Raw genomic sequence first — 25,270 nt, 5'->3', positions numbered from 1 at the left:
CGGGGCGGCGCGAACATCGTCGAATCGAGGTCGATATCGGCCATGAGCCTCTTCGCCGCGGAGAGCCGGACGAAGGCCTCCGAACGGCTGATGGTCTTGAACTCCGCGCGGCGGCGCTTGGTCGCCGCCTCGTCGTACCCGCTGAGCACCAGGGCGTCCCCGGCATCGCGGCGGGAGCGGATCCAGGCCTGTGTCTCGGCATCATCGGCCAGCCGGTATTTCTCCCCGCGCCGCGGCGATACGAGCAAAGACAGCGGGACGCCGCGACGGTCGAGATCCCCGACGAGTTCCTCGCAGTTCTCGAGGTGCTTATCGCGGATGCCGGACAGCGAGACGATCAGGCGGGCACTCATGCCGGGAGTTTCTCAGGATGAGTTGACGAACAGGTGACGCCGAGGTGTCCCGCCGGGGAATGCCTAGCCCTATTGCCCCGTATTAGTCGCGGATCCCCACGGTCCACAGCACCCAGGCGAGCTCGAGCGCCGCCTGTTTCCACGCCTCGTAGCGGCCGGAGACGCCGCCGTGCCCGGCGTCCATCTCACACTGCAGCAGAACGCCGCGCTCGGGATCGTTCGCTGTCGGCGAGAGATCGCGGAGTTTCGCCACCCACTTCGCCGGCTCCACGTAGAGCACGCGGGTGTCGTTGAGCGAGGTGACCACGAGCATCGCCGGGTAGTCCTTCGACTCGACATTGTCGTAGGGCGCATAGGAAGCCATGTAGTCGTAGACCTCGGGATCGGCGAGGGGGTTACCCCACTCGTCCCACTCGATCACGGTGAGCGGAAGTTCGGGCATGAGGATCGACGTGAGCGGGTCGACGAACGGCACCGAGGCGAGAATCCCGCGGAACTTCTCCGGGGCCATGTTCGCCACGGCGCCCATGAGCAGCCCGCCTGCGCTGCCGCCCTCGGCGACGAGCGTCTCGGTCCTCGACACCCCGAGTTCCACGAGCCTGTCGGCGCACGCGATGAAGTCGGTGAAGGTATTCACCTTGTGCAGAATCTTGCCGTCGTCGTACCAGGTGCGACCCATTTCGCCGCCGCCGCGCACGTGTGCGACTGCGTAGACGAGGCCGCGGTCCATGAGCGAGAGCCGACCGACCGAGAAGTACGGGTCCATGCTCGCTTCGTAGCTGCCGTAGCCGTAGAGCAGCGTCGGCGCGGGCTCTCCGGCCTCGATGCGGGCGGCGGTGTCCACGCTCATCACGAGCGAGAGCGGCACGCGGACGCCGTCCGCGGCCTCCGCCCACTCCATCCGCTGCACGTACCGGGACGGGTCGAAATCGCCGAGCACCTCCTGTTCGCGCAGGAGCGTCATCGCGCCGGTGGCGATGTCCATGTCGTAGACCCGCCCGGGAGTCACGTACGAGCCGTAGCCGAGGCGTAGGACGGGGGTCACGTACTCGCCGTTGGCCCCGAGGCCGGAAGTGAAGAGCTCCTCCGGGAAATCGAGGGGCTCGAACTCCCCCAGCTCACCGGCGCGCGCGTCCTCGGCCGTCGTCGCAGGCACTCCGCCGGCGTCTTGGATCCGGGCCAGCGCCACGCGGGGAAGCGCGTTCTCCCGGTAGGACAGCACGAGCGCCGTCAGGAAGCAGTCCACGCCCTCGACCCGCACGCCGTCGCGGTGCGGCACGAGCTCGGCGAGCGAGTCCCAGTCCTCGACCGGCGCGACGGGCCCGTGGGCCACGAGGAAATTGGGCCCACCGGCGTTGTGGGTGAGCACGAGGCGGTCCTCCCCGCCCCACTGCGCGTGCTCGAGGTCGTACTCGATGCCGGTCTCTCGCGGGCGGACGCACCAGAACTCGCCGGTGGGATCGTCGGCGTCGAGGAGCCACGACTCGGTGGTGATCTTCGAGCCGAGGAGGATCTGCAGGTATCGCTCCGAGCGGGTCATCCCGAAGCCGACCCAGTACGACTCGTTCGGCTCGTGGAAGATCTTGACGTCGGAGGCCGGGTCGGTGCCGAGCTCGTGGCGCCACACGGTGTCGGGGCGCCACGACTCGTCGACGGTGATGTAGAAGACGTACTTGTCGTCGCGCGAGAACGTGACCCCCGGGGCGATACCGCGGATCTCCTCGGCCGGAGCCGTGACGGAATCGGCGAGTGCGCGGAAGCGGAGCGTGTAGCGCTCGTCGCCGACCACGTCGATCGAGTACGCGAGGAGGTCCTCGCCGAAGTTCGTGGCGAAGGCGCCCATGGAGAAGAACTCGTGGCCCTCTGCCTCGAGGTTGCCGTCGAAGAGCAGCTCCTCGCCGGGGAGCTCCTCGCTGCCCTCGACAGCCGGAGGCGCCCAGCCCTCCGGGTCGAGTGGGGCATCGACGAAGCGCTGCTCGACGGGAAGGCGGCAGTGCCGGCCGTAGGACTTGCCCTCCTCGGTGCGCGAGAAGTACCACCAGCTCCCCGAGCGATTGGGGACGGACATGTCCGTCTCCTTGATCCGCGAGCGGATCTCGCCGTACACGCGATCGCGCAGCGGTTCCACGGGCGCGAGCACGTGATCGGTGTACGCGTTCTCAGCCTCGAGGTAGGCGCGCGTTTCGGACGACTCCGGATCGCGCATCCACTCGTAGTCGTCGACGAACTCGCGGCCGTGGTGCGGCCCGCGCACAACCGGGACCTTCGCGGCGACCGGCGGGGTGGTCCGCGGTGCGGTCGCGGCGCCTGCGGGCTCGTTCGCGTCGTCTGCGGAGTGGTCGGCGGGCGTGCTCACGAAAAGTCCTCCTGTGGGTGGTGTCGCGGTTGGTGCTCGGGCGACCGCGCGGCTCGGCCTCTTCGGGTATGACGGCGTACGTCGCGAGTCCCCCGCGCGCCGGGCGGTTCGCGTCGGCGTCTTCTAATCCGTGCCGGGCCAGTCGGCGAAGGAGCGCTGCGAGATCCGCTCGTACGCCTCGATGTATCGCTCGCGGGTCCGCCAGGCCACGGCCTCGGGGAGCGCGGGCGGCGCGGTATCCGAGGCGCGGTCCCATCCGGACTCGGGGCCCGTGAGCCAGTTGCGGACGATCTGCTTGTCGAAGCTGGGCTGCACCTCCCCCTCCTTCCACGTGTCCGCAGGCCAGTAGCGCGAGGAATCCGGAGTGAGTACCTCGTCGGCGAGGACGAGGCGGCCGTCGGCGGCGACGCCGAACTCGAACTTCGTGTCCGCGAGGATGATCCCCCGCTCGGCGGCGAGCGCTGCGGCGCGCGAGTAGATGTCGAGAGTCGCATCACGCAGGCGCGCGGCGAGCTCCGGCCCGACGATCTCGACGAGACGCTCGAAAGAGATGTTCTCGTCGTGCTCGCCCTGCTCCGCCTTGGTGGCGGGAGTGAAGATCGGCCCGGGAAGGCGGCTCGCCTCGACGAGTCCCTCCGGCAGGGCGATCCCGCACACCGTACCGGAGAGCTCGTACTCGGCGAGACCGGAGCCGGTGAGGTAGCCGCGCGCCACGCACTCCGCCGGCGCCATCTCGAGGGTGTCGACGACCATCGCCCGGCCGAGGACCTCCTCGGGGATGCGGGGATCGTCCGCGGGACCCGCGAGGTGGTTGTCGACCCCGAGGGCCTCGAAAAAGAAGAAGCTCATCGCAGTGAGTACGCGGCCCTTCCCCGGGATCGGGGTCGAGAGGATGTGGTCGTACGCCGAGATCCGGTCGGTCGCCACGAGCAGCATCGTGGAGTCGTCGATGGCGTAGAGCTCGCGCACCTTACCGCCGCCGAGGTGCGTGTAGTCAGAGAGTTGGGGACGCATACGGGCAAGGGTACGCAGTCCGTCCGGCGTCATAGTTGCGGGAGCTACCGATCTGCGTGCGAGAGGTGCGCAGCACTTGGTGCCCACCGCCGCGGGCGCGAGCCGCTACGAGGCGGCGGGCGCGAGCACCGAGTCCAACCACGCGTCCAGCGCGGCGTAGGCCTCCGCCTCGGCGAGGTCGTTGAACAGCTCGTGGAGGCCGCCGGCCACCTCGGTGAGCACCACGAGCGGCGCCTCCCCGCGCTCCTCGCGCACCCACGCGGAGCGTGAGGCGAACTCGCGGGAACCTGCGAGCGAGGCGATGGGGTCCTCGGCGCCGTGGACGATGTGCGTCGGCGTGTCGAGGGCCCCGGACTGCTCGCGGGTGCGGCGGCCGAGCGCGAGCATCGACGTACCCGTAAGCGCGGGGACCCAGCGGTGCGCGACGAGCGGGTCCGACTCGTAGTCGGCGACGTAATCGGGGACGCGGGAGATCCCCGCTGGGTCTAGCTTCTCTGCGGGCGCCGCGGGCGCGATCGCGGCGAGTGCGCCGCCGAGCCTCTCGACGGCCGCCGGCACCCCGTTCCCGACCCGCAGCGCCGGGGAGGACAAGAAGATCGAGTCCGCGAGACCGGGGACGCGGAGTGCCGTCGCAGCCGCGAGGAGCCCGCCCATCGAGTGCCCGAACAGGAGCAGAGGGAGGCCGCGCTCGTGGGCGTCGGCGGCGAGTCCGAGCGCCGCCTCGTGGACCACGGCGACCAGCTCCGCGCAGTCCACGACAGCCCGGCGTCCCGGCGAGCGGCCGTGCCCCGGCAGGTCGAGCGCGTAGACGGAGACACCGCGGGATACGAGGTGGGCGATCTGGCGCGCGTAGCGACCGTGGTGCTCGCCGTAGCCGTGGACGAGGAGCAGCTCCGCTCTGGGCGCGCCCTCGGCCGCGGAGTGGCGCCCGCGGAAATGGCGCCCGAAGAGACCGCCCACGCGGCTGCCCGCGGCGCTGGGGACCCAGGGCTCGGAGTCGAGGTCGAGGGATTCGATGCTCGGGAGTGTCGCCATGGGGCCACAGTAGCGGCCCGGCGGGGAATCCACTCGCTCCTATCACTGCACTCTCAGCGACTAATCGGTGGGACTGCCAGGATCGATCGATAGCGTCGCCGCCGTGAATGTCCTCGCCACCCAATCGACTACCCCGGGATTTCTGCTCACAGGGGGTGCGACGATGCTCGTCGTCACTGCCACGGTGCTCGTGGTTGCGGTCGTCCTCGTCCCCCGACTGCGCCCCACGCTCGGTCTCGTCTCCGCGGTGCTCGCGCTCCTCGGCGCACTGCTCATGAGCTTTACGCGGCAGTCCACGACGCTCGGCGATCCCGTATTCCGCGGCACCACCGTGTGGTGGTCGATCGGGCTCGCGCTGCTGTCGTCGACGTGGTGGTGGATCGGCACGTCGAAGGCGGCGGCGAAGCGTAGCCGGCGCGCGACGGTGGTGAGTGCGGGCGCGGCGACGCGCAGCGGCGAGGTCGTGCGCAGCGGCGCCGGCGCGCGGAGTGGCGCGGCCCCGGCGGCAGGCGCCGCAATGGGGAACGCCGCGGTGGGGAACGCAGCGCTCGGCTCGCCCACCGTAGGAGGCGGCCTCCCCCTGGATGACGGCGAACGGCGCGGCACCCGCTCGCGGATCCGGCCCGCCGAGATCGCGCTCGTCGCGTTCGGCGCCGTGACCGTCCTCGTCGCCGTCGGCACGTTCCTCGTGGCCTCGGGGCTGTACCCGATGGGCGTGGGCGCCGAGGCCTAGCCGGCCGGCGCCGGAGCCGCGGGCCTTAGAGGATGTCGCCCGGCGTGTACATCGCGGCCTCGGGGTAGGCCTCGACGAGATCGGCGACGCGCGCGACGACCGCGTCTGTCTGCGCCCCGGCGGCGCCGATAAAGGCGGCCTTGTCCGCGAGCGCCTCCTCGAGCTGGGCACGGTCGAGCGGCAGGCGCGGATCCGCGGCGAGCCGCTCGACGAGATCGGGCTCGCTGCCTTCCTCGCGCATGGCCAGCGCCACGGCCACGGCATTCTCCTTGATCGCCTCGTGCGCGGTCTCGCGGCCAACGCCCGCGCGGACCGCGGCCATGAGCACCTTGGTCGTGGCAAGGAACGGGAGGTAGCGCTGGAGCTCCTTCTCGATCACCGCGGGGTAGGCGCCGAGTTCGTCGAGGACGGTGAGGAACGTCTCGAACTGTCCGTCCACCGTGAAGAACGCGTCGGGCAGAGCGACGCGGCGGACCACGGAGCAGAATACGTCGCCCTCGTTCCACTGCGCGCCAGCGAGCTCGGAGACCATCGACTGGTAGCCGCGGAGCACGACCTGCATGCCGTTGATTCGCTCGCACGAGCGTGCGTTCATCTTGTGGGGCATCGCAGAGGAGCCGACCTGGCCGGGCTTGAACCCCTCGGTCATCGTCTCGTTGCCGGCCATGAGCCGCATGGTGTGCGCCCACGAGGACGCGGCGGCGCCGAGTTGCACGAGCCCGCCGACCACCTCGTGGTCCACGGAGCGCGGGTACACCTGGCCGACCGAGTCGAAGACCTGCTCGAAACCGAGGTGGCGCGCGATGCGCACCTCGAGGTCCGTGAGCTTCGCCTCGTCCCCGCCGAAGAGGTCGAGCATGTCCTGCGCCGTGCCCATCGGCCCCTTGATCCCGCGCAGCGGCAACGCGTCGGCAGTCGAGCGGACGCGGCGCAGCCCCACGAGGAGCTCCTCCGCTGCCGAGGCGAAGCGCTTGCCCAGCGTCGTGGCCTGCGCGGCGACGTTGTGGGAACGCCCGGCCATGACGATGTCGCGGTAGGCGACGGCGCGCTCGGCGAGGCGGCGTGCGGCGGCGACACCGCGGCCGTGGACGAGCTCGAGCGACTGCCGCACCTGGAGCTGCTCTACGTTCTCGGTGAGGTCCCGGCTGGTCATCCCCTTGTGGATGTCCTCGTGCCCGGCCAGCGCGTTGAACTCCTCGATCCGCGCCTTGACGTCGTGGCGGGTGACGAGCTCCCGGCGCGCGATCGACGCGAGGTCGATCGTGTCGACCGCGGCCTCGTAGTCGGCGATCACGGACTGGTCGATGTCCAGCCCCAGTTCCGCCTGGGCACGCATGACGGCGATCCACAGGCGCCGCTCGAGGCGGATCTTGTTCTCCGGCGACCAGATACTCGCCATCTCCGCGCTCGCGTAGCGGCCTGCGAGCACGTTGGCGATTGAGGGCTTCTGGTCGGCGGCGGGGGCAGTGGCTGTGTGGTCGTTGGCGCTGGAAGTCACGCCGTCGATTATTCCCCACGAGCGCCCGCCACAGCCCCTCCCCCTGTGGAATCGGCTAGGCCCGGGACTCCTCGGCCCTCTGCTTGCGCAGCAGGAAGCGCTGGATCTTGCCCGAGGGGGTCTTCGGCAGATCCTCGACGAAGTGGATGGAGCGCGGGTACGCGTGCGCGGCGAACCCGGTCTTGACCAGCTGCTGCAGCTCCTCGGACATCGCCGCTGCGGCCTCCTCGTCCGCCGGGACTCCGCCGCGGAGCACGACGAACGCCTCGAGGACCTCCCCGCGGAGCTCGTCGGGCGCGCCGACCACGGCGGACTCGACCACCTCCGGGTGTCCGGACAGCACGGATTCGACGTCGAACGGGCCGATCCGGTAGCCGGCCATAATGATCACGTCGTCGTCACGGCTGGCGAAAAAGTAGGAGTCCTCCGCGGTCCGCCTGCCCGCGTCGCCCGTGTAATACCAGCGACCGTCCTCCGAGTAGCGCTCGGCGGTCTTCTCCGGTGCGTCGAGGTAGCCGCCGAACCACTTGAGCCCGCTCTCGGGCGAGTCGATGGCGACAGGCCCCATCGGCGTCATACCGTCTTCGTCGAACTCGGCGAGGGGCTCGTCGGCGAGGGAATCGAGCACCGCGCACTCCCAGCCCGGCAGGGGTTGCCCCATGGAGCCCTGCTCCATGGGTCGGGCGAATCCCGGGTGCCACGCATTGACGATGAACATCCCGTGCTCCGTCTGCCCGTAATGGTCACGGACCTCGGTGCCAAAGAACCTCTCGCTCCACTCCCCGATCTCCGGGGTGAGCGGCTCGCCGGCCGAAGAGGCGCAGCGGAGGCGGACAGGGCCGGGTCCGGCGTCCGGGCCGGTGTGCGCGCGAAGCGTGCGGTAGACCGTCGGCGCGGCGGCGAAGTTCGTGACCCCGAGCTTCTCGAACACCCTGACTGCCAGCGGCGGCGAGTACTTCGCCTCGAGGAGGATGTTGGGCACGCCGATCGCCATCGGCCCCATGAGCCCGTAGTACAGGCCGTACGCCCAGCCAGGATCCGCGGCGTTCCAGAAGACGTCGTCTGCCGCGACGTCGAGGCCGATCTCCATGTACGAGTGGAACGAAGCGAGGGCACGCGTGGGGATCACGACCCCTTTGGGCTTGCCGGTGGTGCCGGACGTGAAGAGGAGGGCCATCGTCGCCGCGCCGCCGCCGCGGAAGGACTCCGGGGCGAGCGCACCACCTGCGGCGGCTTCCGCCTCGGCGACGACGTCGCGCAGGAGCCGGTCCCCCTCGCGGAGTACCGAGTCCTCGACACCCTCCCCGGCGACGAGGATCGCAGGGGCGGCCGCGGAGCCGGCCGAGAGGCTCGCGCCGGAATCGCTCTCGATTTTCTCGCGCTGATCGGCGTCACACACGACGACCTTCGCCCGCGCGCCCGAGAGTCGCATCTCGATGGCGGGCCAGGCGAATGCGGTGAACAGCGGCAGGTAGACGGCGCCGAGGCGCCACGCGCCGAGCATCACCGCGAGGAGGTCGACGGACTTGCCCATGAGCGTGGCGACCGAGTCGCCCTCGCCGACCCCGAGACTCGCGAGCGCCGCCGCGACCGCCTCGCTCCGCGCGCGCAGCTCGCCGTACGTGACGTCGCGCGCCTCGAGTTCGCCGTCTGCGGCCTCGCGGACGGAGACGAAGGCGACGGCCTCCGGATCGTGGCGGTCACAGAGCAGCTCGGCGATACACGCGTCCGCGGTGTCGTACTCGGCGAGGAGCTCGGCGACGGACACCGCGGTTCGGTCCGGGGCTGCGTGGCGCGAGACCCGCGGGGTGGTGGGCTGTGTCTGCTGCTCTGTCTGCGGCATGGTGGCGCTCCTTGGGTACGGATGCGGTTACTGCAGCCGATTATGACGCAGATCACACGACGCTGGCGAGCGAATGTCGATTTCGGTTAGCCGCGATTTCCCGGATTTGCCCGGGCCCCAGCACCCTCGACCGTGAAAGCCACGCGGGGCAGGCCTGCGGGAGGCGCGGCCGCTACCGCGCGAAGTGCGCCGCGAGGCGATCGAGGGCGGCGGCGATGTCGCCGCCCGCCCCCGCAAAGCTGATCCGCACGGTTGATCCGCCGTCGCGGGAATCGAAGTCCACGCCGGGGGTGAGCGCCACGCCGGTCGCGTCGAGCACCTCCCGGCACCACGAAAGCGAATCGCTCGTGTATGCGGAGGCGTCGACGTACGCGTAGAAGGCACCGTCGGGCTCCGCCACGAGCGGCAGCCGCAGCTCGTCGAGCCGGCCAAGCACGAGGTCCCTGTTCGCCGCGTACCGCTCGACGTGCCCGTCGAGCTCACGCGCCGCCTCCGGGCCGAGCGCCTTGAGCGCCGCGAACTGTGAGTTCGCCGGCGCGCAGATATTGAGGTTCCCGAGAAGCGTGTCCACGGCCTCGGCGAGATCGTCCGGCACGAGCATCCAGCCGATCCGCCAGCCGGTCATCGAGAAATACTTCGAAAACGATCCGATCACCGCGGCGTTCCTGGAGAATTCCCAAGCACTCGCGCAGCGCCGGCCGAACGAGATCCCGTGGTAGATCTCGTCGGACACGAGCAGCGTGCCGTGCGCCTCGCACCAGGCGGCGATGTCGGCGAGCTCTCCCGCGTCGATGATCGCGCCCGACGGGTTCGCCGGAGAGGCGATGACGAGGCCGGCCGGGGGCGCGCCGGTCTCCGCCGTCAGACGCTCGAGGTCCGCGACGGACGGCTGGAAGCGCACGCGATCTGCCGGGTCGAACTCGGCGACCTCGCAGCCCAGCGCCGCGAGGGCGTTGCGGTAGGCCGGGTAGCCGGGCCGCGCGAGCGCGACCACGTCGCCGGGGTCGAAGGCGGCGAGGAAGAGGGCGGTGAATGCGCCGGAAGAGCCGGTGGTGATGACGACGGAGGCCGGGTCGACCTCGTAGCCGTACCTGTCGGTGTGGAGCGCGGCGACGCGGCGGCGCAGCTCCGGGATCCCTGGGGTCGGCGTGTAGCCGAGGATCTCCCGGTCGAGCATGTCACGAGCGGCGGCGAGGACCGGGCGGGGCGCGGGCGTCGAGGGCTGCCCCGCGGACAGCGAGAGCATGTCGCCATGGGACCCCTGCCGCCGGCTCGCCGCCGCGATGACCTCCATGACCCGGAATGGCTCCACCCGGGAGCGTTCGGAGCGGCGCGTGCGGCCGGGGTCGCCGGAGTCGCCTGGGCGGCCGGGGCCACCGACGCCGCCTGAGCCGACGGGGTCGCCGAGGCTGCCTGGCTCTTCGGGGCGCGAGGCGCCCTCCGCGGGTTCCCTCCGATCGGCCATCGCGAACGCTCCCCCGCTACGCGCCCGGCAGGGAGATGCGGCCCTCGACGGCTGCGAGCCCGATGTCGGTTCGGAAATGCCCGCCACGCATCTCGATGCCGTCGAGCAGGCGGTACGCCTCGTCGCGCGCGGCGGCGAGGTCCGTGCCCGTGCCCACGACCGAGAGCACGCGACCGCCCGCGCTCACGTAGCTCTTGCCGGCGGTGCCGGTGCCGGTGGCGGTGCCGGCGGCCATGCCTGCGTCCTCGCCCGCCGCGGTGCCCGCGTGGAGCACGCCGGGCCGGTCCGCCCCCGTGATCACGTCACCCTTGCGCGGGCTCGCAGGATAGTTCTCGGCGGCGAGCACGACTGTCACGGCGGCGCCGTCCTTCCAGCGCAGCGGCGGGAGCTCGGCGAGGGTGCCGCCGGCGGTCGCGGCGAGCGCCTCGCTCAGCGGGCTCTCGAGGAGCGCGAGCACGGCCTGTGTCTCGGGATCGCCGAACCGGCAGTTGAACTCGATGACGGCGGGGCCGTCCGAAGTCATGGCGAGGCCGGCATAGAGAAGGCCGGAGAACGGGACGTCGCGGACGACGAGCTCGCGGGCCACGGGCGCGACGACCTCGTCGACGATGGTCTGTACCGAGCCCTCGGGAAGCCACGGGAGCGGAGTGTAGGCACCCATGCCGCCGGTGTTGGGGCCGCGGTCGCCGTCGCCGACGCGCTTGTGGTCCTGCGCCGGCAGGAGCGGCACGACCTCCTCGCCGTCGACGAAGCAGAAGAGCGAGACCTCGGGCCCGTCGAGGAAGGATTCGAGGAGGACCGGGTGGCCGTCCTCGAGACACGTGAGCGCGTGGACGCGAGCCGCCTCCAGGTCGGGGGTGACGACGACGCCCTTGCCCGCCGCGAGTCCGTCGTCCTTGACGACGTAGGTCGGGCCGAATTCGGCGAGCGCGGCATCGAGCTGCCCTGCGGAGTCGACGATCCTCGCGTGGGCGGTGCGGACGCCGGCGGCGGCCATGACGTCCTTGGCGAAGGCCTTCGAACCCTCGATCTGCGCGGCCTCGGCGGACGGCCCGAAGACCGCGAAGCCGGCGTCGCGGAGGGCATCGGCGACGCCGGCGACGAGCGGGACCTCGGGGCCGATGACCACGAGATCGGCGCCGACCTCGCGGGCCAGCGCGACGACCGCGGAGGGCGCCGCAGCGTCGACCTCGTGGAGCGTGGCCACCGCGCCCATCCCGGCGTTGCCGGGGGCGACGTGGAGCTCGTGGTCTGAGCCCTCGCCGTGGAGCGCGGCGAGGATGGCGTGTTCGCGGGCACCGGAGCCGATCACAAGAATTCGCACGGTCCGAGACTATAGGAACGCGGAGGCGGATCGGGGGCCGGATCGGGCGACCCACAGGCGGCGCCTACTGGTGGCACCAGCGGACGGACACCCGGAGGCGAATGCCTGTTACAGCCAGTCGGTGAGATCCGAGAGCGCGCCGGCGGGGAACGGCGGCTGCGCGGCGACGAGCTCGCGGCCGCGCTCGGTGAGCAGGATCGGCGCCATGACCCGGTCGAGCTGATTGTCGAGAATGGTCCACACCTGGTCCATCGCGTCATCGGTGCCGAGGAAACCCAGGGCGCTGAGCATCGACATGCCCATGAGCGAGGACCACACCTCGAAGCGCTCGGCCTCTGCGAAATCGGTGCGCGCGATGCCCGAGGGAACGCCACGCTCGACATGGCGCAGCAGTGCGGCGGTGAGCTTGTCGAGCGACTCCTGGACGGTCTCGGAGTCTCCGCCGTTGTCGGTGATCATGCGGATCCACTTGGGCTCGTCGATCGCGAACTTGACGAAGGAGCGGCACGCGTTGCGAACATCCGCCCAGGCGGCGAGGCCGGCACGCTCGGACTCGGATTCGGGGGCGACGCCGGCATCGAGCACGAGGCTCGTGCGCATCCCCTCGGCCATCTCCTCGAGGCCACGGCTGGCGACGATGTCGACGAGCTCGGCGCGGTTGGCGAAATGGCGGTATGCGGCCGTGGCAGAAACACCGATCTCTGAGGCGATCTCGCGGAGCACGATCGCGCGCTCCCCGTCGTGGCGGGCGCGGCGGGTCGCCGAGGCGATGATCGCGCGGCGCAGGTCGCCGTGGTGGTAGGGCTTGCGAGACTCGGAGAGGGCAATCGAGCCGGAATCGGTGTTCTGCTGGGTGGCGGACACTGTCGGTCCTCCTTATTGGTGCCGGAATCGGTTTATTGGGTCTTGTGTGTGGCCCTCGCGAGCGGTCGCTGGACGGGGCCGGTACGTGGTGCGTGTCCTGTGGTGGAGATCTGCGTGGCGGAGATCGTGACGCCGGGTGGTGCCCACCTGTGGGCGTGACGGACCGCCTCCGGGGCGAGCAAGGTTCCGAACGGATCCACCGGGGCACTGATCTCCACGGTTCCGGTCGACACGGCACCTTCAGTGGTGCCCGCCTCCCGTGGTGCCGTGTGAGCAATGAGAACTACACGGCGCCGCCAACCGGGGACAATGCGGAAGCCGACGGGACAAGTGATCGCGATGAGGCGTGGCTCGGTATTCGACCGGGCGCGCTCGATCTCGATGCGCCCGCTCCGATCCACGGTCTACCCGCGAGAATCCCGTCTCTAATGACCTCTTCGCCGGATGCGTCCGTCACCCGGAAGTGCCGGTTGTCGGGCGCGCCATGTGAAGGTAATACAGATGATACGTCCCCAAAAGTGAGGAATGCACACCCGCGGGAACCGGGGGCATGTAGCAAAGCGGCATGTCAAATTCGGCCGGCAGGGCCGCTTCCCCGTGACCAATGCAAACCCTCAGCTCGGCCGCCGCTCGGCGGCGAACCCGGCCATGCCGGCGTGGCCCCGCTATGTGGCACTACGTCGGCGTAACGCCCGCCCGGCCGCGCGTACGCTCGTGGCATGGCATCGGTTTTCTCAAAAATCATTGACGGCGAGCTCCCCGGCCGCTTCGTGTGGTCCGACGAGACCTGTGTGGCGTTCCTCACAATCGCGCCCGTCGCCCCCGGGCATACCCTCGTGGTCCCGCGGGCGGAGGTCGACAAGTGGACGGATCTCCCCGCAGAAGAATTCGCGCACCTCATGTCCGTCGCCCAAATCATCGGCCGCGCGGTCGTCGCGGCTTTCGACGCGCCGCGCGCCGGGGAGCTCATCGCCGGCTTCGAGGTACCCCATACCCATGTCCACGTGTTCCCCGCGTGGGACATGGGCGGCTTCGATCTCTCGCGCGCGAACTCCGATGTCGCCGACGCGGAGATGGACTCCGCTGCAGCGGCCATCCGCGCCGCTCTCCGCGAAGCCGGCAACGGCGAGCACGTCGCGGAATAGCTCGATGCGGCCGCAGGAGCTCTACGCGGAAATAGGCGCCCTCCACGAGGAGATCGGAAAGCGGGTCGAGCGTCTCGCCTTCCTCCGGCTCGATGTCGACCTGTGGGATCCGGATGGGCTACGGGTCGACTCCGGCTCGCCGTGGTCGGCAGAGGAAACGCGAACGTCCCTCGAAGCGGATCTCCGCCGCACAGAGGAAGCGTTGTCCACAGCGCGCGCGGGACTGGAATCGGCGTGGTCCGCGCTGGGCAGGCTCTCGGCGGACTGACTTCCCGGTCCGCCCCGCCCGCCGGACGCGGCGGGGCGAACTGCCTGGAAAGGGGTGGAGCTGGAGAAGGGACTTGAACCCTCAACCGCCCGATTACAAGTCGGGTGCGCTACCAATTGCGCCACTCCAGCCGGTGCCGGTTAGTCTATCTGCCGAGCGAGCGTGAGCCTACATCGGAGCCGCGCCCGGGCACGCGTGTACGCACGCGCCCGATTCGCATCACACCACTACACACACGTTTCCTCGTCGAATCCCCGCGGCCTTCCCCGAACCCTCCCTCCGCCCCTCGTTCTCGCGGTCCTTGTGCTGCGAAGCGCCTCGCGAGGCGGGCATCGGCGCCGTCCGTGCGGGACAATCGGCAGCGAGATCAGCGAGGGAGGTCGGACCGGCGATGTCGGCACGAGTAGCACGCACGGAGCACGCGGGGCGCCCCAAGGGGGAGCGTGCGCAGCAGGCCAAGGACCTGCTCACGTCGACCCTGGACCCCATTACCCGGCCCCTCGCCCGGCTCGGCCTCCGCAAGTCCGCGATCGACCGCGCCGCAGAGCCGCCGCTGTCGCCGTGGGCCCCGATCGACCTCGACGACGACGCCGTGGTCACCCAGGTGCTCCAGCTCGCCCTCGACATCGCCGATGTGCTCCTGTCCTCCGGGGAGGGGGCCGCGGACACCGCGCTCCAGGCGCAGTCCGTCGCCGCATCGTTCGGCCTCCCCCATGCGACGGCGGAGGTCACTTTCACGTCGCTCACCATGGCTGTTGGCCGCCGCCCCGGCCGCCCGCCCGTCTCCGCCATCAAGGTCGTCCAGTACCGCACGATCGACCTCACGCGGATGATGCGCATCACGGCCCTCATCGACAGGATCATCCGCCGCGAGGTCACCCTCGAACGAGCGACCCAAGAAGTCGAGGAGATCAACAAGGCGCCGCATCCCTACGGGTTCAACCTCGCGATCACGGGCTGGTCGCTGCTCGCGGCCGGCGTCGTCACCCAGTTTGGCGGCCAGCCACTCTCGGCCGGGCTCGCCTTCGTGTCGGTCTTTCTCACCATGTGGGTCAACCGCCTCCTCTCGAACGCCGGGCTGCCGGTGTTCTTCCAGCAGTTCGTCGGCGGGTTCATCGCCGGCGGCGTGGCGCTCAGCGCCTATGAGATCCTGCAGGACACTTCTTTCGACGTGCGGCCCTCGCAGATCGTCGCGGCGGGAATCATCGTGCTCCTCGCCGGGCTCACGCTCGTCGGCGCCATCGAGGACGCGATAACCGGCTATCCGGTCACCTCTGCGGGTCGGATAGTCGAGACCATGATGCTCACCGGCGGGATCGTCGGCGGCATCGCCGCCGCCATGGCACTCATCGCGCGATTCGGCGTCGAGACGCCGCAGATCAACCCGACGATCTACGGGACGGCACCGTTCGTCGTCTCCTTCTTCGCCGCGGGTATCGGCGCCGCAGGCTTCGCCCTGGCCTCCTACGCAACGAAGAGCGCGATTCTCCTGAGCGGCGTGGTCGGAGCGATCTCGTACTCCGTCTACGCGTTGTCGACGGACCTCGACCTCGGCGCCATCGTCGGCTCCGGCCTCGCCGCCATGGTCGCAGGCCTCATCGGCGGCATCCTCGCCCGCCTCTTCGGCATTCCCACAGTGGTGGTCACGATCGCCGGCGTCGCGCCGCTGCTCCCCGGCCTGTCCCTGTATCGCGGGCTCGCCGGGCTCCTCTCCGACGATGCCAGCTCCGCGCTCCAGCAGCTCTTCCAGGCCGGCGGCACCGCGGTGGCGCTCGCCGCGGGCATCGTATTCGGTGAGTGGATCACCCGCGCGATGCGCAAGACGCAGGCGACGGACCTCTCGATCGGCTGATCCCACCCGAGCGGCTAGAATGACCCGAGACCGGCTGTCGATCGGACCACCTCGATAGGCCGAACGATCAGTCAAGACGCATCATGTCCGTGCAGGATTCCGGCACGGCAGGAGGGACCACCACCATGGCCACGAAGCCGAACGAGACCGTCGATCCGCTGCGCGACGACGACCTCGAGCCCGTCGCCGACGAGACCGCGCACCGCGCCCGCATCGTCGTCGCCGCCCACTCGGCGGATCCCGACCAGTGCACGATGCTGCTCAACATGCTCGGAATCGGCCCCGACTCCGCAGACCTCGTCGCGAGCGAGTCCGAGGAAAGCTAGGCGTCGCAGAAGACACAGGGGACGCGTCGGGCACAAAGGGCGTAGATCCCACCGGCCCGAACGCACCTAAACAGCGACTGCGCGGCGGCCGCCCGGTACTCCGGGCGGCCGCCGCTCGCGTCTCCCCACTGCGGACACCCACGTAGTCTGGTTCCGGACCCCGGATTCGCGCCGCTCGGCGCGGGCGGCGAGAGCCGGGAAGACTTCGGCGAGCAGGAGGCGGATGTGGCGGCGAGGGCGAAGAAGACGGATGCGGCGACGGTGACTACGGCGGTGGAGAAGGCAGCCGAGACGGATAAGTCGGCGCCTGCCGCGTCGAAGCGTGCAGCCAAGGACAGCGGGCAGCGGAAGAACGCTTTCGACGGCGCCACGAGGAGCCCTGCCCCCGATGCCCCGGTCGGCGACGCGGATTTCGTGGTCGTCGCCAACCGCCTCCCGGTCGACCTAGAGCGCAAGGCCGATGGCACCGAGGTCTGGAAACGCTCCCCCGGCGGCCTCGTCACGGCGCTCGAGTCCGTGCTGCAGGCGTCCTCCGGCGCGTGGGTCGGCTGGCCCGGCGTGGCCGACGCCCACCCGGATTCCTTCGTCGCCGGCGGCATCGAGCTGCACTCCGTCCCTCTGTCGGCCGAGGAAATCGAGCTCTACTACGAGGGCTTCTCTAACGGCACGCTGTGGCCGCTTTTCCACGATGTCGTCGTCCAGCCCGAGTACCACCGCCACTGGTGGGCGGCCTACGTCGAGGTCAACCGCCGCTTCGCGGAGGCAGCCGCCGCGGCGACCGCCGAGGACGGGATCGTCTGGGTGCAGGACTACCAGCTGCTCCTCGTCCCGAAGATGCTGCGGCAGATCCGCCCGGACCTCACCATCGGCTTCTTCCAGCACATCCCGTTCCCGCCGGTCGAGCTGTTCATGCAGCTCCCGTGGCGCACGGAGATCATCGACGGCATGCTCGGCGCCGATCTCGTCGGCTTCCACCTGCCCGGCGGCGTCGAGAATTTCCTCTACCTCTCTTCGCGCCTCGCCGGCTACGAGACCTCGCGGCGCAACATCGGCACACCTCGCAGGCGCAGCCGGTCGGGGGTCGTGCACGTCGGCTTCCGGGAGGTCAAGGTCGGGGCGTTCCCCATCTCCATCGCCTCAGGATCGATCTCGGAGCGCTCGCGCGGCCGCGAGGTGCGCCAGCGGGCCCGCGAGATCCGCCGCGAGCTCGGCAGTCCCAAGCTGCTCATGCTCGGCGTCGACCGACTCGACTACACCAAGGGCATCGACGTGCGGCTCCGCGCCCTCGAGGAGCTCATCTCGGAGGGTCGTATCGACCCCGGCGACGTCTCGTTCGTGCAGATCGCCACTCCGAGCCGCGAGCGCGTCGAGCAGTACCGCACGATGCGCGTGTCCATCGAGCACGGCGTCTCGCGGATCAACGGCATGTTCGGCACCATCGGGCACCCCATCGTCACGTACCTCCACCGCCCGATCCCGCAGTCCGAGCTGCTCGCCTTCTATGCCGCGGCGGACATCATGCTGGTCACGCCCATCCGCGACGGGATGAACCTCGTGGCGAAGGAATACGTCGCCGCCTCGACCGATGGCAAGGGCGCGCTCGTGCTCTCCGAGTTCACCGGCGCGGCGGCGGAGCTGCGCCAGGCGTACAAGTGCAACCCGCACGACCTCGACGGGGTCAAGGACGTGATCGAGCTCGCGGTCGACGACGAACCCGAGAAACGTCGCCGCCGCATGTCCGCGATGCGCCGCCAGGTCCTCACCCACGACGTGACCCGCTGGGCGCGCCTCTTCCTCACTGCCCTCGGCGGCGACGAGCTCGCCGATAAGCTATAGCGCGCGGACGCCGTCGCCGGGCGGGCTGTCCCTCCCCGCAACGGCGCCGGCCACGCTACAGCACCTCGACCTTCGAGACCTTCCACATCGGCTCGCCGCCGTCGTCGCCCGGCATCCGGTCCATCGAGACCTTGAGCCGCGTCGCGGAGTTCTGCGCTTCCGGCTGGTCCTTCGTGGACACCATGCGGTTGAGCATCACCACCACCACGACGTGATCGGGGTCAGGGTGCTCCGAGACGCCCACGGCCGCTACGGTCGCGTACGAATTCGCCTCTACGGACTTGGCTAGCTCGCTCACCTTCGGCCTCGTGGTCTCGCGGAACTCCTTCTCGGCATCGCCGGTGAGGCTCCCCTCGACCTGCCCGAGTTGCTCGTCCACCTTGTCGTAGTCGTAGGTGAACATCTGCGTGACGATCTGACGCGCCTTGTCGGAGGCCTCCTGCGGCGCATCGGTCTCCCGCTGCTCGGCCTTCGCGTCGCCGACCTGCCCCGCGTAGGCCACCCAGCCGACTACCCCGCCGACGGTGAGCAGCGCCGCAATGACGAACAGGATCGCCGCGAGGGTGGAGTTTCCTTCGCGCCGCGGAGCGGTTCGGGACGTGGTTCCGGCTTTGCCCGCCTTCGCTGCCGTGCCCTTCGCCTTGTCGGCCTTATTCGCACTCTTCCCTCCGGGACCGGATGACGGCGGAGTTCCTTCTCCCCCGGCCTTAGCCTTCCCGGCCGAGTCGCGTGCGGACTTGCCGCTTTCCTTGTCCTCGGGGCCTGCACTACCGATGCTCGCCGCAGCACTCGCGGCGCCCTCACCGTCCTCCTTATCCGCGGCGACAGAGCCATCTGTGGCGTCGGCTTCGGCGTCGTCTGATTCCCCGGCGTCGTCCGCCACCAGTCCGAGCCCGCTCGCGCGCACGGCATCGAGCGCCTCGGCCCTCGCGCGATCCGCCTTGTCCTGAGCGCGCTTGGCCTTCCTGGCGGCACGCTCCGCCCGGCGCAGGCTGCGGGAGTCACCGCCGGCCTTGCCCTCAGTCGCGGAACCTGCAGGGGCAACTCCTGCGGAGTCGGCCGCCGGCTCGGCGTGATCGGAGGCCACCGCGTCCTTGGCGTCGCCTTTCGCCGTCGAGCTTGCGGCCCTGGCCGATTTCGCGGAGCCCGCCGACTTCGCGGCATCATCGGCCTTCGCGACTTCCGCGTCCTCGGCGGAATCCGCCGCGCGCTTCTTCTCGTCTTCGCTCATGGGATGAAGTTCACCCCCGTGACCTTGAGGTCTCCGTCGTCATTCGGGGTGACGGTCACCCGCACCCGATACGTGTGCTTCTCGCCGTCGCCGCTCGATGGCGCGGCGGCCTTCTCAGAGCTCGGGGCCGCCGAGCTTGACGCAGGGGCCTTCTTCGACGTTGACGGTGCCGCGCTCTTGTCGCCCGCCTTCGCCGCATCGCCCGGCTGGTTCTGGATCTGCTGGTCTACTGCCATCACCACGTTGTACTGGGTCTTCCCCTGGTCATCGGTGGACTCGTTCTCGAGGCCCGAGGCCACGACCGAGCCCTCGGCGACGATCTTGTTGAGTTCGACGATGCTCTCGTAGGAGTCCGTGCGCGGGCTGAACTGGCTGGCGAAATCCCCGTCGATATCGGCCTCGATGGCCGCGACGTCGTCCTTGACGGTGTCCTGGCGGATGGTCATGAGTTTGGTCATCACCTTGTCCGCGAAGTCCACCGCGTTCTGCTGCTGCTCGTACGTGCTCGCGCGGGAGGAGCGGATATCGCTCGCCTTATTGTGCTCGTTGATCGCAAAGCCCGCCCCGAAGCCCGCGAAGACGAGGGCGATGAGGGCCAGCACCGCGGCGACGACGAGCACCGTGCGTGAAGATAATGCTCGGCTCAAAACTGCTCACACTCCATTCAACATGGCGTCGGTCATCGAGGCACCGGCCGCCAAGGCGGTGTTCTTCCCTAGGTCGGATTGCTTGTAGGTCTTGCCATCCGGCCCCTGGTACTCGCCAGTGTCGGGATCGTACATGGCGGCCGATGTGGCGTAGGTATCACCCTTGGTGTTCGCGGCGGGCACGTTGTAGGAGTTCGGATCCTGCCCGCCTGCCGACCAATCCTGGAGGCCCAGATCGTCGATCTGGGTGTCGGGCGGACCGATCTCGCTGTTGTCGGGCGGGTTGACGCCTTCGACATCGCCGGCCCCATAGCCGCCATTCGCGCACTGTTCCGGGCTGGCGCCGCGGCGATCCGGGAACTGCATGCAGGGGAGGTTGCGCGCGCCGCGCACGGCGGTCGGCGAGTCCGAAGGGACCTTGCAATACAACCCGTTGATCTGCGCGGGAACCGAGAGATCGGCGGGGCTGCGCTGGTCCGCCGCGGGGATGAACCCGGTGGTGCACGGAGGCGGATTGTTGATCTGGAGGTTGAAGTCGACCTTGATCGAGTTGTATTCCTTGCCGCCGTCGATGGCCGTGAGCAGACCCGAGGCGATCGCCGGATAGAGCACGAGGAGCTGCTCGAGCGAGCGGTTGTAGACCACGCCGACCTCGCCGAGCGACATGAGGTTGGCCACGAGCACGGGGAGGACCGGCTGCAGCTGATCCAACGTGCGCTGTGTCTTCGCCAGCGCCTCCGGACCGTTGTCGAGGATGCTCTCGAGCTGCGGCCTGTTCTGCCGGAGCTGGTCGGTGACGTTGGCGAGATTCGAGATCCACTTCTTCAGCGAATCCTGCGAGGCGGTCTGTGAGTCGAGGAGCGGCTCGCCGTCCTGCAAAAGCTTGTTCACCGAGTCACTGTTGTCGTTCGCCTCCTGCACGAACAGACGGGTCGAGTCGATGAGCCGCTGCATGTCCTGCTCGCTGCCGGCGAAGGCGTCGAAGCTCTGCTGGAGGACGTTGCGCAATTTGGTGTTGTCCACGCTCGCGAGAAGCGCGGTCGCCTGGTCGAGCACTGGGCCGATGCCCTGAGGCAGCGAGATCTGGTCCCCGCTCAGTGTGGTGCCGCTACGCAGCTTGCCCTCGGACGAGCCCACGGGGATGAGATCGACGTACTGCTCGCCCACCGCGGACACGGAGCGAACCTCGGCGCGCACGTTCTCCGGAACATCCGAGCTCTCCGAGACATAGAGGTTGGCGAGCACGCCATCGGGCTCGAGGGTCACGTCCTCCACAGAGCCCACGACCACGCCGAGGTAGGTGACGTTCGCATGGGGGTACAGCCCGCCGGTCGACGGCATCTCGAGCGAAATGTCCGTGCGGTTGTAGCCGAAGCGCTGCGGGATCTTGAGGTAGACCACGGACATCGCGGTGAGCCCGATGACCGTGACGATCGCGAAGACGAACAGCTGCCACTTGACGGTCTTCGACATCATGGGCGGGCTCCTTCCTGCGGAGCGGGGGCGGCGGCGCCCGGAGCGCCGCCCTGCCCCTGCGTACCGTTCTGTCCCTGCTGGTCCTTGGGGACCTCCATCGCGTAGGGATCCGCGTTGGACATGGGCGCGGGCGCCATGCCCACCACTCCCTCGAGCCCGGACATCCGGTTGCCGAACTCGGTGCCGAGGAGGAGCGTTTCCCCGAGCCGCTCGTTGGTGGCGTCGGCATCGATGTAGAGGTTGGCGAAATCGCCCTTGAGGAAGTTGTCCATGCCGCTCTGGGGGAACGGGAAGGTCACGAGGATCTGTAACACGCGCGTGAGGTTGCGGCCGGTGTCGGCGAGCTGGGTGAGCGTCGGCACGAGGTTGTTGAGGTTGTCGACGAGGTTCTGCCCGCCCTCCCTCGTGACCGTCGTGGCCTTCGCGCCGAGGTCGCCGAGGCTCACGAGCGCGGTGCTGAGCTGATTCTTCTGGTCGTTGAGCATCCGGGTCGCCTCGGGCATCTGATTGAGCGCCTTCGACAGCGTGTCGTTCTCGTCCGCGACGTTCCCCGCCAGACGGTCGAGCCCCTCCATCGCCTTGACGATGGAATCGCGCTGGTTGTTGAGTCGACCGACGGTGTCGTTGAGCCGCTCGATGACCTGCCGGGCGTCGACGACACGGCCGTCGTCGAGCGCCTTGTTGAGCTCGTTGGCGATGTCCTGGAACTGCTGCAGCCCGCCGCCGGAGAGCACGACCGACAGCGCCGCGAGCGTCTGCTCGGTCGTGGGGTACGTCCCGGCGTGCTCGATGGGGATCACGTCCCCGTCCCCGAGTTTGCCCGTCGGGCGGTCCTCGGGCGGCGGCGTGAGCTCGAGGTGCTGCGAACCGAGCAGCGAGGTCTGGCCCACCTTGGCCCAGGCGTTCCCGGGCAGCTCGACATCTCCGTCGAGGGCGACGGTGACCACGGCCTCATAGTCGTCGGCGCGGATGTCCGAGATCGAGCCGACCTCGACGTCCCCGATCCGCACGGGCGAGTTCCGGGTCAGCGTCGTCACATCCGGCATGTGCACCGTGATCTCGAACGAGCCATCCCCATGCCCCTTCGCCCCGGGCAGGGCGACGGAGTTGAGGCCCTTCCACGCGCAACCGCTCGCGCCCATGACGACGACCATCGCCATCGCACAGGCGCCCGCGGTCCGGCGCGCGGCGAGGCGCGGCCGCGCGGTCCCGGCGCCGCGATGCGGAGCGATACGGGGGTTGTTCGCGGCGTTGCCGGCGCTGTTGTTTCGGATTCTCATCGTCCGCCTCCCGGGGCGAGGAGGGTGGTGAGGTCGGTTCCGGCGGCCACGTCGTTGCCCACCGCTGCCGGGGACTCCGAGGCCGGCTGCACGCCGTTCGGGGTCTGCGTCCCAGGCTTCTGTGCGTTGTCGATCTGGGTGTCGTCCGCGGACGGGGTGCTCGGGGTCGTTATCTTTGCGTCCGGGTAGTTCATCGCCATCGAGTTGACCAGCGGGGCGAGGTACGACTGGCACAGCTGCGCGTCGTTCTGCGCTGTGTTGTTGGACAGCGACTGGATCGCGCCGCAGATGAACTGCATGGGATTGGACAGCCACTGCGGGGCGAGCACGCCGTTGAGGGTGCCCTGGTACGGGTGATAGATGTTGTAGAAATTCGCCATGCCGGTGGGCGCGACGTGGAGGAGATTCTCCACGTCACCGCGGCGCTCGCGCAGCACGTTGGTGGCCTGCCCCAGCTTGTCGACGCTTCCGGTGATCTTGTCCGCGTTGTTTCCGAGGAAGCGGTCGATATCGCCGAGCGCCACGTCGAGGTCCTTGAGAGCGTTGTCGAGGTCCCCGGTGGACTGGTTGAGCACGTCCGTGACCGAGGCGAGGTGCCCCGAGAAGGCCACGATCTGCTCCTCGCTGTTCGACAAGGCGGTGACGAAGAGCTGCAGGTTCTTGACTGTGGAGAAGAGATCGGTGCGCCCCTGCGAGAGCGTGTCCATCGTCCTCGACAGTTCCTCCAGGGTGCCCTTCGCGCGCTTGCCGTTACCGTCGAGCATCGAATCGGTGGCGTCGACGAAATCGCTGAGCGCGCCGTCGGGGTTCTTCTCGTCCGGACCGAGCGCGGTGGACAGGGACATGAGCTCGTTCTTGATCTCGTCCCATTCCACCGGGATCGCGGTCTTGTCGACCCCGATGGTCGCGCCGTCCTCCATCTCGGGCCCGCCCTGGTAGGCGGGGGTGAGCTGGACGAAACGTTCGGCGACGAGGGACTGGGCGACGATCACCGCCTCGGCATCGGCCGGCACGGCCTGGTCCGAGGTGATCTTCATCTTCACCTCGGTGTGGTCCCCGACCGGCGTGATCGAGTCGATCGTGCCTACCTCGACGCCGAGCATGCGCACTGTGTCCCCGGCGTAGATGCCCTTCGCCTCGGTGAAATATGCGGTGATCGTCTTGTGCGGGTCGCGCAAGAAGACCCACCATCCGAGCGCGAGCACGAGGGCGATGATCACGACGACGGCGAGGGGAGCTGCAAATTTCCGGAGTGTCCTCATGGGTTCGAGTCCTCTCCCCAGTTGGGGTACTGGTCGGTGAGGTTGAGCCCGGGAGCGCCGGGCATCGTGGGCTCCCTCTCGAGGTCCGGTTGCGTCCCGAGATTCGGGTCGAGCAGCGGCGCGAGGTCGTGGACCACAGACTGCGGGTACTGCGGGAGGCTGAGGTTCGAGATGTAGGCGTTGAACCATGGGCCGGAGGCGACGGCCTCGCCGAGTGCGGTCGCATACGGGTTCATGCGGCGGATGCCCATGTCGATGTCGTCCTTATTTCGAATGAGCAGATCCGAGACCTTGTCGACCTTCTCGAGCGTCGGTCCGAGCTGCGCCTCGTTGTCCTGGACCAGCCCGGAGAGCTGGATGGACAGCGAATCGACGTTGCGGATCAGGTCGGCGATGGCGCGCTTGCGTGCATCGAGGGCGGCGAACAGCGTGTTCCCGTCGTTGACGACCTTGTTGAACTGGTCGGCGCGCTGGCCGAGCACATCTGTCGATTCGCTCGCCTTCTGGAGCAGCTCCCGGAGCTGCGTGTCGCGGTCGTTGAGAGTCTTCGACAGGCGGGTGATCCCGTCGAGCGCCCCTCGCGTCTCGGGCCCGGCGGCGTCGAGAGTCTTCGAGATCTCGCCGAGCGCGTCGGACACCTTGTCGGTGTCGAGCTCGTCGACCGTCTTCGACACGTCTCCGAGAGCATCGGTCAGCGAGTACGGGGTCGAGGTGCGCTCGAACGGGATCGTGCGGTCCGGGAGTTCACCCTTCCCGTTGGAGAAGACGGCGAGAGCGCGCCGACCGAGCAGGGAATCGGTCTTGATCTGCGCGCGGGTATCGGAACCGAGTTCGACGTCGCGGTCGATGTCGAAATCGACCTTGACCCGCCCGCCGTCGATCTTGAGGTCCCGGACCGTGCCCACGCGCATGCCTGCGACGTGGACCTCGTCTCCCACCTTGAGGCCCGCGGCGTCGGCGACGTAGGCAGTGGCCGTGTGGGTGCCCATGATCCAGCCGACCTTGTTGTACGTCGAGGATACGACGACGAGAACGACGCAGATCGCGATACCGAGGATGCCGATGAGCTTCGGGTCGCGGTCGCGGAAGCGCAGCGCGCCGCGAGGCGCCTTGCTGTTCTTTTGCTCTTGCCCCTTCTTCGCCACGCTCACATCGAACACCTCCCCGTCTTCTGCTCGTACTGCGGCATGTACATGGTCTTCCCGTCGGGACCGGTGAACCGGACGAGGACGCCGCAAAGATAGAAGTTGAAGAAGCTGCCGTAGGCGCCGAGCCGCGACATCCTCTCGAAATCGCTGGGCAGGCGGTTGATGACGTTCTCGACGAATGGCTCGTCGTCGTTGATGTTCCCGGCGAGACGGTTGCCCTGCGAGAGCGACTCCTGCAGCGGAGGGCGCACGTCGGCGATGAGATCGGACATCGACTGTCCGGCGGTCGAGAGCCTCTCGACGGACTGCGCGAT

21 protein-coding genes, 1 tRNA gene and 1 pseudogene are annotated in these 25,270 nt (G+C 69.1%); 6 read left to right on the top strand and 17 right to left on the bottom strand.

The window, feature by feature from the left end; all coding sequences use genetic code 11:
• From V7E05_RS04430 to V7E05_RS04415, 4 genes are all read right to left on the bottom strand, one after another.
• The coding region (locus V7E05_RS04430; protein WP_333618461.1) for a DUF2334 domain-containing protein at window positions 1–353 on the bottom strand (353 nt) is incomplete at its 3' end.
• Between the two features lie 82 nt (window positions 354–435).
• Window positions 436–2,709 carry a S9 family peptidase gene (locus V7E05_RS04425; RefSeq protein WP_333618460.1) on the bottom strand — a complete coding sequence of 758 codons (2,274 nt, stop codon included), beginning with the start codon at window positions 2,707–2,709 and terminating at the stop codon, window positions 436–438.
• A gap of 123 nt (window positions 2,710–2,832) precedes the next feature.
• Window positions 2,833–3,723, bottom strand: coding sequence for a phosphoribosylaminoimidazolesuccinocarboxamide synthase (locus V7E05_RS04420; protein WP_333618459.1), 891 nt, complete (start codon window positions 3,721–3,723; stop codon window positions 2,833–2,835).
• A gap of 105 nt (window positions 3,724–3,828) precedes the next feature.
• Window positions 3,829–4,758: an alpha/beta fold hydrolase gene (locus V7E05_RS04415; RefSeq protein WP_333618458.1), complete on the bottom strand. Its 930-nt coding sequence runs from the start codon at window positions 4,756–4,758 to the stop codon at window positions 3,829–3,831.
• Between the two features lie 103 nt (window positions 4,759–4,861).
• On the opposite strand from V7E05_RS04415, the gene V7E05_RS04410 reads away from it, so the two are divergent.
• Window positions 4,862–5,491, top strand: a complete 630-nt coding sequence (locus V7E05_RS04410; protein ID WP_333618457.1) for a hypothetical protein — start codon at window positions 4,862–4,864, stop codon at window positions 5,489–5,491.
• Window positions 5,492–5,516: 25 nt separating this feature from the next.
• Here V7E05_RS04410 and purB read toward each other — a convergent pair whose 3' ends face one another.
• From purB to V7E05_RS04385, 5 genes are all read right to left on the bottom strand, one after another.
• Entirely contained in the window at window positions 5,517–6,989 is a 1,473-nt protein-coding gene (gene purB, locus V7E05_RS04405) for an adenylosuccinate lyase (protein ID WP_333618456.1), read from the bottom strand.
• Between the two features lie 55 nt (window positions 6,990–7,044).
• A complete protein-coding gene (locus V7E05_RS04400; protein WP_333618455.1) occupies window positions 7,045–8,832 on the bottom strand; it encodes an AMP-binding protein in 1,788 nt (595 codons plus the stop codon).
• Window positions 8,833–9,004: 172 nt separating this feature from the next.
• Window positions 9,005–10,126: an aminotransferase class I/II-fold pyridoxal phosphate-dependent enzyme gene (locus V7E05_RS04395; protein ID WP_333618478.1), complete on the bottom strand. Its 1,122-nt coding sequence runs from the start codon at window positions 10,124–10,126 to the stop codon at window positions 9,005–9,007.
• A gap of 187 nt (window positions 10,127–10,313) precedes the next feature.
• Window positions 10,314–11,621, bottom strand: coding sequence for a phosphoribosylamine--glycine ligase (purD, locus tag V7E05_RS04390; protein WP_333618454.1), 1,308 nt, complete (start codon window positions 11,619–11,621; stop codon window positions 10,314–10,316).
• A 108-nt stretch (window positions 11,622–11,729) separates the two neighbouring features.
• Entirely contained in the window at window positions 11,730–12,485 is a 756-nt protein-coding gene (locus V7E05_RS04385) for a TetR/AcrR family transcriptional regulator (protein WP_333618453.1), read from the bottom strand.
• Window positions 12,486–13,204: 719 nt separating this feature from the next.
• On the opposite strand from V7E05_RS04385, the gene V7E05_RS04380 reads away from it, so the two are divergent.
• Together V7E05_RS04380 and V7E05_RS04375 are read left to right on the top strand one after the other, a co-directional pair.
• Window positions 13,205–13,630: an HIT family protein gene (locus V7E05_RS04380; protein WP_333618452.1), complete on the top strand. Its 426-nt coding sequence runs from the start codon at window positions 13,205–13,207 to the stop codon at window positions 13,628–13,630.
• A 4-nt stretch (window positions 13,631–13,634) separates the two neighbouring features.
• Window positions 13,635–13,898 (top strand): hypothetical protein, encoded by a 264-nt coding sequence (locus V7E05_RS04375; RefSeq protein WP_333618451.1) that lies wholly within the window; start codon window positions 13,635–13,637, stop codon window positions 13,896–13,898.
• Between the two features lie 55 nt (window positions 13,899–13,953).
• On the opposite strand, the gene V7E05_RS04370 is transcribed toward V7E05_RS04375, so the two are convergent.
• Window positions 13,954–14,029: transfer RNA gene (locus tag V7E05_RS04370), tRNA-Thr, on the bottom strand.
• Between the two features lie 260 nt (window positions 14,030–14,289).
• Here V7E05_RS04370 and V7E05_RS04365 point away from each other — a divergent pair.
• The 3 genes from V7E05_RS04365 (at window position 14,290) to V7E05_RS04355 (ending at window position 17,912) form a co-directional block, all read left to right on the top strand.
• Complete coding sequence (locus V7E05_RS04365; protein ID WP_333618450.1) at window positions 14,290–15,750, top strand: threonine/serine ThrE exporter family protein; 1,461 nt, start codon at window positions 14,290–14,292, stop codon at window positions 15,748–15,750.
• A gap of 125 nt (window positions 15,751–15,875) precedes the next feature.
• Entirely contained in the window at window positions 15,876–16,076 is a 201-nt protein-coding gene (locus V7E05_RS04360) for a hypothetical protein (RefSeq protein WP_333618477.1), read from the top strand.
• 414 nt (window positions 16,077–16,490) lie between these two features.
• Window positions 16,491–17,912, top strand: coding sequence for an alpha,alpha-trehalose-phosphate synthase (UDP-forming) (locus tag V7E05_RS04355; protein WP_333618476.1), 1,422 nt, complete (start codon window positions 16,491–16,493; stop codon window positions 17,910–17,912).
• Between the two features lie 55 nt (window positions 17,913–17,967).
• Here V7E05_RS04355 and V7E05_RS04350 read toward each other — a convergent pair whose 3' ends face one another.
• The 7 genes and pseudogenes from V7E05_RS04350 to V7E05_RS04320 form a co-directional block, all read right to left on the bottom strand.
• On the bottom strand, window positions 17,968–19,143 hold the full coding sequence (locus V7E05_RS04350; RefSeq protein WP_333618449.1) for a hypothetical protein: 1,176 nt from the start codon (window positions 19,141–19,143) through the stop codon (window positions 17,968–17,970).
• Window positions 19,140–19,790 (bottom strand): hypothetical protein, encoded by a 651-nt coding sequence (locus V7E05_RS04345; protein WP_333618448.1) that lies wholly within the window; start codon window positions 19,788–19,790, stop codon window positions 19,140–19,142. The genes V7E05_RS04350 and V7E05_RS04345 overlap by 4 nt, the downstream gene beginning before the upstream one ends.
• 6 nt (window positions 19,791–19,796) lie before the next feature.
• Window positions 19,797–21,266, bottom strand: coding sequence for an MlaD family protein (locus V7E05_RS04340; protein ID WP_333618447.1), 1,470 nt, complete (start codon window positions 21,264–21,266; stop codon window positions 19,797–19,799).
• Window positions 21,263–22,546, bottom strand: coding sequence for an MCE family protein (locus V7E05_RS04335; RefSeq protein WP_333618446.1), 1,284 nt, complete (start codon window positions 22,544–22,546; stop codon window positions 21,263–21,265). The genes V7E05_RS04340 and V7E05_RS04335 overlap by 4 nt, the downstream gene beginning before the upstream one ends.
• On the bottom strand, window positions 22,543–23,808 hold the full coding sequence (locus V7E05_RS04330) for an MCE family protein (protein ID WP_333618445.1): 1,266 nt from the start codon (window positions 23,806–23,808) through the stop codon (window positions 22,543–22,545). Before V7E05_RS04330 ends, V7E05_RS04335 begins: the two co-directional genes overlap by 4 nt.
• Entirely contained in the window at window positions 23,805–24,959 is a 1,155-nt protein-coding gene (locus V7E05_RS04325) for an MCE family protein (RefSeq protein WP_333618444.1), read from the bottom strand. The genes V7E05_RS04330 and V7E05_RS04325 overlap by 4 nt, the downstream gene beginning before the upstream one ends.
• A pseudogene (locus tag V7E05_RS04320) lies at window positions 24,956–25,270 on the bottom strand (MCE family protein); the annotation flags it as partial. The pseudogene V7E05_RS04320 and the gene V7E05_RS04325, both read right to left, overlap by 4 nt.

This window comes from Dietzia sp., from assembly GCF_036741115.1.
In the GTDB taxonomy this organism is placed as follows: Bacteria; Actinomycetota; Actinomycetes; order Mycobacteriales; family Mycobacteriaceae; genus Dietzia.
The sequence above is the reverse complement of the archived record's forward strand: the minus strand, read 5'-3'. Positions and strand labels throughout refer to the sequence as shown.